This window comes from Bartonella vinsonii subsp. arupensis OK-94-513, assembly GCF_000278235.1.
Taxonomy (GTDB): Bacteria; Pseudomonadota; Alphaproteobacteria; order Rhizobiales; family Rhizobiaceae; genus Bartonella; species Bartonella arupensis.
Window position 1 is genome coordinate 955,242 of record NZ_JH725037.1, and the last position, 6,055, is coordinate 961,296.

At 44.7% G+C, this 6,055-nt stretch carries 5 protein-coding genes; all 5 read left to right on the forward strand.

The features are described 5' to 3' along the window. Positions 1-40: 40 nt before the first annotated feature. The 5 genes from ME1_RS04160 to ME1_RS04180 all read left to right on the forward strand — a co-directional run bounded on the left by ME1_RS04160 (position 41) and on the right by ME1_RS04180 (position 5,901). Positions 41-1,369, forward strand: a complete 1,329-nt coding sequence (locus ME1_RS04160; protein WP_004863675.1) for a PBSX family phage terminase large subunit — start codon at positions 41-43, stop codon at positions 1,367-1,369. Next, a complete protein-coding gene (locus ME1_RS04165; protein WP_004863677.1) occupies positions 1,354-3,372 on the forward strand; it encodes a portal protein in 2,019 nt (672 codons plus the stop codon). Before ME1_RS04160 ends, ME1_RS04165 begins: the two co-directional genes overlap by 16 nt. 12 nt (positions 3,373-3,384) lie before the next feature. Further along, entirely contained in the window at positions 3,385-4,281 is an 897-nt protein-coding gene (locus ME1_RS04170; RefSeq protein ID WP_004863683.1) for a hypothetical protein, read from the forward strand. Between the two features lie 92 nt (positions 4,282-4,373). Next, positions 4,374-5,501 carry a N4-gp56 family major capsid protein gene (locus ME1_RS04175; protein WP_004863686.1) on the forward strand — a complete coding sequence of 376 codons (1,128 nt, stop codon included), beginning with the start codon at positions 4,374-4,376 and terminating at the stop codon, positions 5,499-5,501. Positions 5,502-5,520: 19 nt separating this feature from the next. Then, complete coding sequence (locus tag ME1_RS04180) at positions 5,521-5,901, forward strand: hypothetical protein (protein WP_004863689.1); 381 nt, start codon at positions 5,521-5,523, stop codon at positions 5,899-5,901. Positions 5,902-6,055: the final 154 nt, after the last annotated feature.

Genomic DNA, 6,055 nt, shown 5'->3' on the forward strand with positions numbered 1-6,055 from the left:
ATAAAGATGATAACGCGTGTAGAGATCGCGCCTTTGGTAAATGACGACCGCACAGATTAGTATTGTACCAAAGCTTATACCAATCTTTACAGGAAAGGCAGCGGTTCGTGCTGCTTGGGGAGGACGGGGGTCAGGAAAGACAAGATCATTTGCCTTGATGGCGGCTTTAAAAGGCTATCAGTTTGGTATGGGAGGGATATCAGGCACTATTCTTTGTGCACGGCAGTTTCAGAATTCGCTAGCTGAGAGTTCTTTAGAGGAGATTAAGCGCGCCATTGAAGCGCATGACTTTTTAAAGGACTATTACAAGATTGGGGAGTCTTCGATTAAATCGAGAGATGGTCGTATAGCCTTTCAGTTTTCTGGTCTTGATCGCAATGTAGCAAGTATCAAGTCGATGGGGCGTATTTTGCTATGCTGGGTTGATGAGGCAGAGCCTGTCACAGAGACAGCTTGGCAAACGCTTATACCGACTTTACGTGAAGAGGGTGAGGGATGGCGTGCAGAGTTGTGGGTGACATGGAACCCATTGCGAGAGAATGCCCCCGTTGAGAAGCGGTTTCGCTTTTCTGATAATGATGCAATCAAGCGTGTTGAGATCAATTGGTCAGATAACCCGAAGTTTCCAAAGATCTTGAATGAAGCACGGTTGGATGATCTTAGGAACCGACCAGAGAGCTATAAGCATATTTGGGAAGGCGGTTACTTAACCGCGGTTCAGGGTGCTTACTATCAACAAGAGATGTTGGCAGCCGAGCAGGAAGGGCGGATAGGACGCGTTTCTCGTGATCCTTTGATGCAAATACGCGCTTTTTGGGATATTGGGGGCACGGGCGCCAAGGCAGATGCCACGGCAATATGGATAGCACAGTTTGTAGGGCGCGAAATCAGAGTTCTTGATTATTACGAAGCACAAGGGCAGCCGTTATCCGAGCACATAGGCTGGTTGCGTCAAAATGGCTATGAGAAGGCGTTGATGGTTTTGCCTCATGATGGTGCGACGAGAGACCGTGTGCACAATGTGAGTTTTGAGAGTGCTTTGAATGATGCGGGTTTTGAAACGCAAGTTATTCCCAATCAGGGGGCAGGGGCGGTCAAGATACGTATAGAAGCGGTGCGACGAATATTGCCCTCAGTTTGGTTTAATGAGGCAACTACGGTAGCGGGTCGTAAAGCACTGAATTGGTATCACGAGAAATGGGATGAGAAGCGCAATATAGGTTTGGGTGCAGAGCATGATTGGTCGAGCCATGGGGCAGATGCCTTTGGTTTAATGTGTGTAGCTTATGAACCACCCCAAGAAATACGGAAACGAGCAGCCTATAGCGGCAGAAGAGAATATGAGAGTACCTCATGGATGGCAGAATGATGCAAGATGATGAGACATTAGAGGAGGAAGAAAGAAAAGCTTCTGATCTCTCGAGTGACTGTTTGTTTCGCAAGCTTGTAAGTTGGTACAAAGAAGATTTGGAGCATGTAAATAAATGGCGTGAACATGCTCGTGAGGATTTTGCTTTCTACAATGGTGATCAGTGGAATGAGAAGGATTTATCGGTTTTAAAGGAGCAACGCCGCCCTGTCATGACCTTTAATCGTATTGCCCCGCTCGTGAATGCAGTTGTGGGCTCTGAACGCAACAATAAGCGTGAAGTGCAATTTATTCCTCGTCAAATAGGCAAGGCATTGCCAAGTGAATTGCTTACTGGGGCGGCGGAATGGTTTAGGGACATGGCGCATGCTGAATATGCGGATAGTGACGCTTTTCAGGATGCTGTCATTTGTGGGATGGGCTGGACAGATACGCGTCTTGATTATGAAAACAACCCTGATGGAGAGCCGGTGATTACGCGTTTAGATCCGTTGAAAATGGTTTGGGACAGTGCAGCGGTTCAACCAAATTTAACGGATGCACAACGTATGTGGTATGTCGACCGTAAGCCTTTGGAAGTTGCGAGAGAGATGTTTCCTGAATGCCATTGGACAGAGCTCAATGCGGATTGGGCACGGGATGGCGTGGGTTATGATGGTGTTCATCATAATGATCTTGAATATTACAGTGATGACAAGAGCGTTGATGTTGAGAATGGCAGACGCATGGTCACGCTTGTTGAATGCCGCTGGTTTGAAAGAGAAAAAGCTTATAAGGCACCTGATCTAGAAACAGGTGAATTGCGAGATTATAGCAAGGAGGAATTTGAACAGCTTCAATGTGTCATGCCGAATATACAGGCTGTTCAATTCAATAAAAAGGTTGTGAGACGTGCTTTTCTAGGCAGAAAGCTTTTGTCAGAGCCTGATCAACCGCTCGTTCCTGCTGGTCAATTGGGTTGGGAGTGCATTACCGGTTATTTTGATAAGATCAATCGACAGTTTTATGGCGTTGTGCGCCCGACAAAAGATCCGCAACGCTGGGCTAATAAGTATTTTAGTCAGGTGATGTATATCCTCAATAGCCAATCCAAGGGCGGGATTATGGCAGAACGGGGGGCTTTTGAGAATGATGAAGAGGCGGCAAGAAGTTTGAGTAGGGCAGATACTCTTACATGGACTAAACCTAACGCATTGGCACTAGGCAAGATACAACCAAAGCCTGTAGCACAGTTTCCACAAGGCTTTTTCCAGCTGTTTAATGAAGCAAAAGAAGCGATCAATCAGGTTACAGGTTTATCGCCTGAATTTATTGGTACAAGAGAAGTCACACAAGCAGGCATTCTTGAAGCACAGAGGCGTCAATCGAGTTTGAACCTTCTTGCTTGTTTGTTTGATGGCTTGCGTTTGTATCGCAAGCGTCAAGGGAAGATTATCCTCCATTTGATCCAGAATTATCTGTCTGATGGTCGTTTGGTGCGGATATCGGGAGAGGAAAATGCGCAATATATTCCGTTAACCCGCGAAGAGGTTATGAGTGTTGATTATGACATTGTCGTTGATGATGCGCCAACTAGCCCGAACGAAAAAGAGCGTACCTTTGGCATTATCACACAGCTGTTACCGTTGCTTCAAAACGCGATTACACCGGATATCATGCTTGATTTGTTGCGTTATTCGCCTTTGCCGGCATCATTACTCAATCGTGTGAGTGAGAAGTTCCAACAGCAACAACAGATGGCACAACAACAGCAGCAAATGAATCCCGAACAGGAAATGAAGTTGCAAGAAAAGCAGCAGGACATTGCAGTAAAAGCACAGATGCAACAGATGGATTTACAAGGCAAGCAGATTGATCTGTACGTGCGGCAGGAAAAAGCGAAATTAGAAGCGAAACTCATGCAAGAGAAGCATGAATTAGAGCGTCAACGCATTCTGAATGAACAAATGCGCAATCAGATTATGCGTTCCAGAGCAGATACATATAGAGCACGAAGCATTTAGAAAGGTGAAAGAATGAATGCACAAATGAGTGAAGAGATGGATGGTATGAATGAAGAGTACACAGCAGAACAGCAGGTATTTGATGATGATAACTATTTTGATGGCGGCAGTGATAGTGAAACCGTTACCAGTGATGATATAAGTTCGCAAGAGCCGGTCTCACAGCCTGTTCATGAGCCTTCGGACATATCTACGGTAGAAGAGCAGCGTGCAGAGGAACAAGTCCATAAATCACGTGAAGCCCTTATGAAGTTTTATGATCCTCAACCACAGGAAACTTCTGCTGATGGTGATGATACACCCCCTGATATGAGTCAGGACATTGTTGGCTATATGGCTTGGATGGGAAAGAAGCTTCAAGAGCAAGGCGCGTTTATTAAAGAGCAACTGGAAGCGCAAAGGCGGGCTTTTGAGCAGCAACAGCATGATATGCAATTGAATCAGTTTTTGGAAAATTCTTTTACGGCGGTTGAAAAGAAATACAGTGATTTGGGTGCTGCGGTGAATTTTCTTTATGAGACCCGTGTTAAGGAATTATCCAGTTGGTCAGGAATTTATCCTCAGTATGCAGAAAAGAGTACGATAGATGAAATTATAGGCAATGAATTACGTTCGGTAGCAGCGACTTGTGCACAAAATGGGACTAATCCAGCAGAAGAGCTTTATAGGGTAGCACAAAACCTTGGCTATCAGAACAAAGCGGTACAAGCCAATAATCAGGTTGCAGCGCTTCAAAGCAGGCAGAATTCAGCGAAAACTTTAACGGCATCTGGAGGAGGGGGCAGTGTTGGACCAATCACTTTGGACGCCATTGATAATATGTCTGATAAAGAGTTTCAAGCGTGGTACAGCAATCCGAAGAACCAAGCGCTTATGCGCAAATTGAGTGGAGCGGATGATGATGATTAAATGAGGGGTTAATACAGATAAAGCCGCCTTTGGTGCGGATTTTCCTCCGGCTTTTAAGCCGGTTTTTTTTACAGCAAAGAAAGGTGAAATAAATGGCAACAACCAATATAGGGATCAATGAACCCCATGCGTTAAAAAGATGGGCTAGAATGCTAGATGCGGAGGTATCCAAGGCAACGCCGATAGCTCCTCTTATAGGGAAGGGCTCCAATAGCATTATTCAAGTAAAAACAGAAACACAGAAAGGCAAAGGGGATTGTGTAACCTTTAGTCTTCGTGCTCAATTAGCGGGACGTGGTGTGAGTGAGGGCGAAACGCTTGAAGGAAATGAAGAAGCGCTCCAATTCCTCCATGATAAATTGTATATCAATGAGCTCTATCATGGCACGAGAATTCCCAATGAAGGGACTATCGATACTCAGCGTACTTTGTTTAATTTACGTGAAGAAGCCAAAAACAGTTTATCGGATTGGTTTGCAGACCGTTTAAGTTTGATGTTTTTCGTTCATGCTTGCGGTTATACAGCGCACAGACTCCATTTTGAGGGAGATATCATTGATCTTGATCCTCTTTATTACGGTTTTAATGCGCCGATAGCTCCAAGTAGTAAGCGCATTGTACGCCCTGACGGCAAAACCAAGGATGAAGATCTTACAGAAAAAGGCAAACATAGCTTTAATCTTAAATTGATAGATGAAGCTGTTCAGTACGCTAAGCTAGCAAATCCTAAAATTAGACCAGTTCGTGTGAATGGTGAAAGCGTCTATGTTTTATATTTGCACCCCATTCAAGTGACGCAATTACGTACCAATACAGAAACGGGTCAGTGGCTTGATATACAGAAGGCTGCTTATACCGGTTCACGTGCTAAAAACCCCATCTTTGATGGTTCTCTAGGCATGTATAACGGTGTGATTTTACGTGAATCCGAACATGTTACCAATGGTGTGAAGTCTGATGGTACTCGTGCTGCTGGTGTGCGTCGTGCTGTTCTACTTGGGGCACAAAGTGTCGTTATGGCTTTCGGTAAGGGGTATGGGGACACACGCTATAAGATCGAAGAAGAAACCTTCGACTACAAACGTGAATATGGTTTTGGTGTTCATACGATTATAGGCATGAAGAAAACCCGTTTCCAAATGCCCGGAAGAGCACAAGGTGCACAAGATTTTGGAACGATAGTTATCCCCACCTACACTGGTGAAGTTGACGCGGCTTAACGAGGAAAGGAAATAAGATATGGTAGATGGAGTTAAAGGTCACTTACATGGTAGAGATCTTCATACGCATCAGGTCAGCTTTTTGCGTTTAAATATCACCCATAGCGATAAGCAGCTTACCCGCAAGATAGGAACCTTGCCTCGTGGAGCAATGATCACTTCGATTAAAGCGTTCGTTAAGACGGCGTTTTCTGAGGCGAAATTAAAGATTGGCAGCACCTATGGTGGCAATGAATTTAGTGAAAAGGACATTAAAGCCCAAGGGACACAAGATTTTACTTCAACTAATCAAAAAGAGTTTGTTCCCTATGATGAAGAGCTAACTCTTTATGCAACACGGGACAAAACAACAGCTGCTGGTGAGTGTGTTGTGGTCGTACAATTCGTGACTAATCGCTAAGAGGGGACTGATGTCACGCCATTACATAACGATAAGAACTGGTGGACCGATACAAGATCATCAAGATGTTTTTCGTCACAGAGGAACATTTGCAAGATTGATATCGGTCATTCAGGATGAGATAGATGACATCACGGATGAGTTTGTTCCTCAA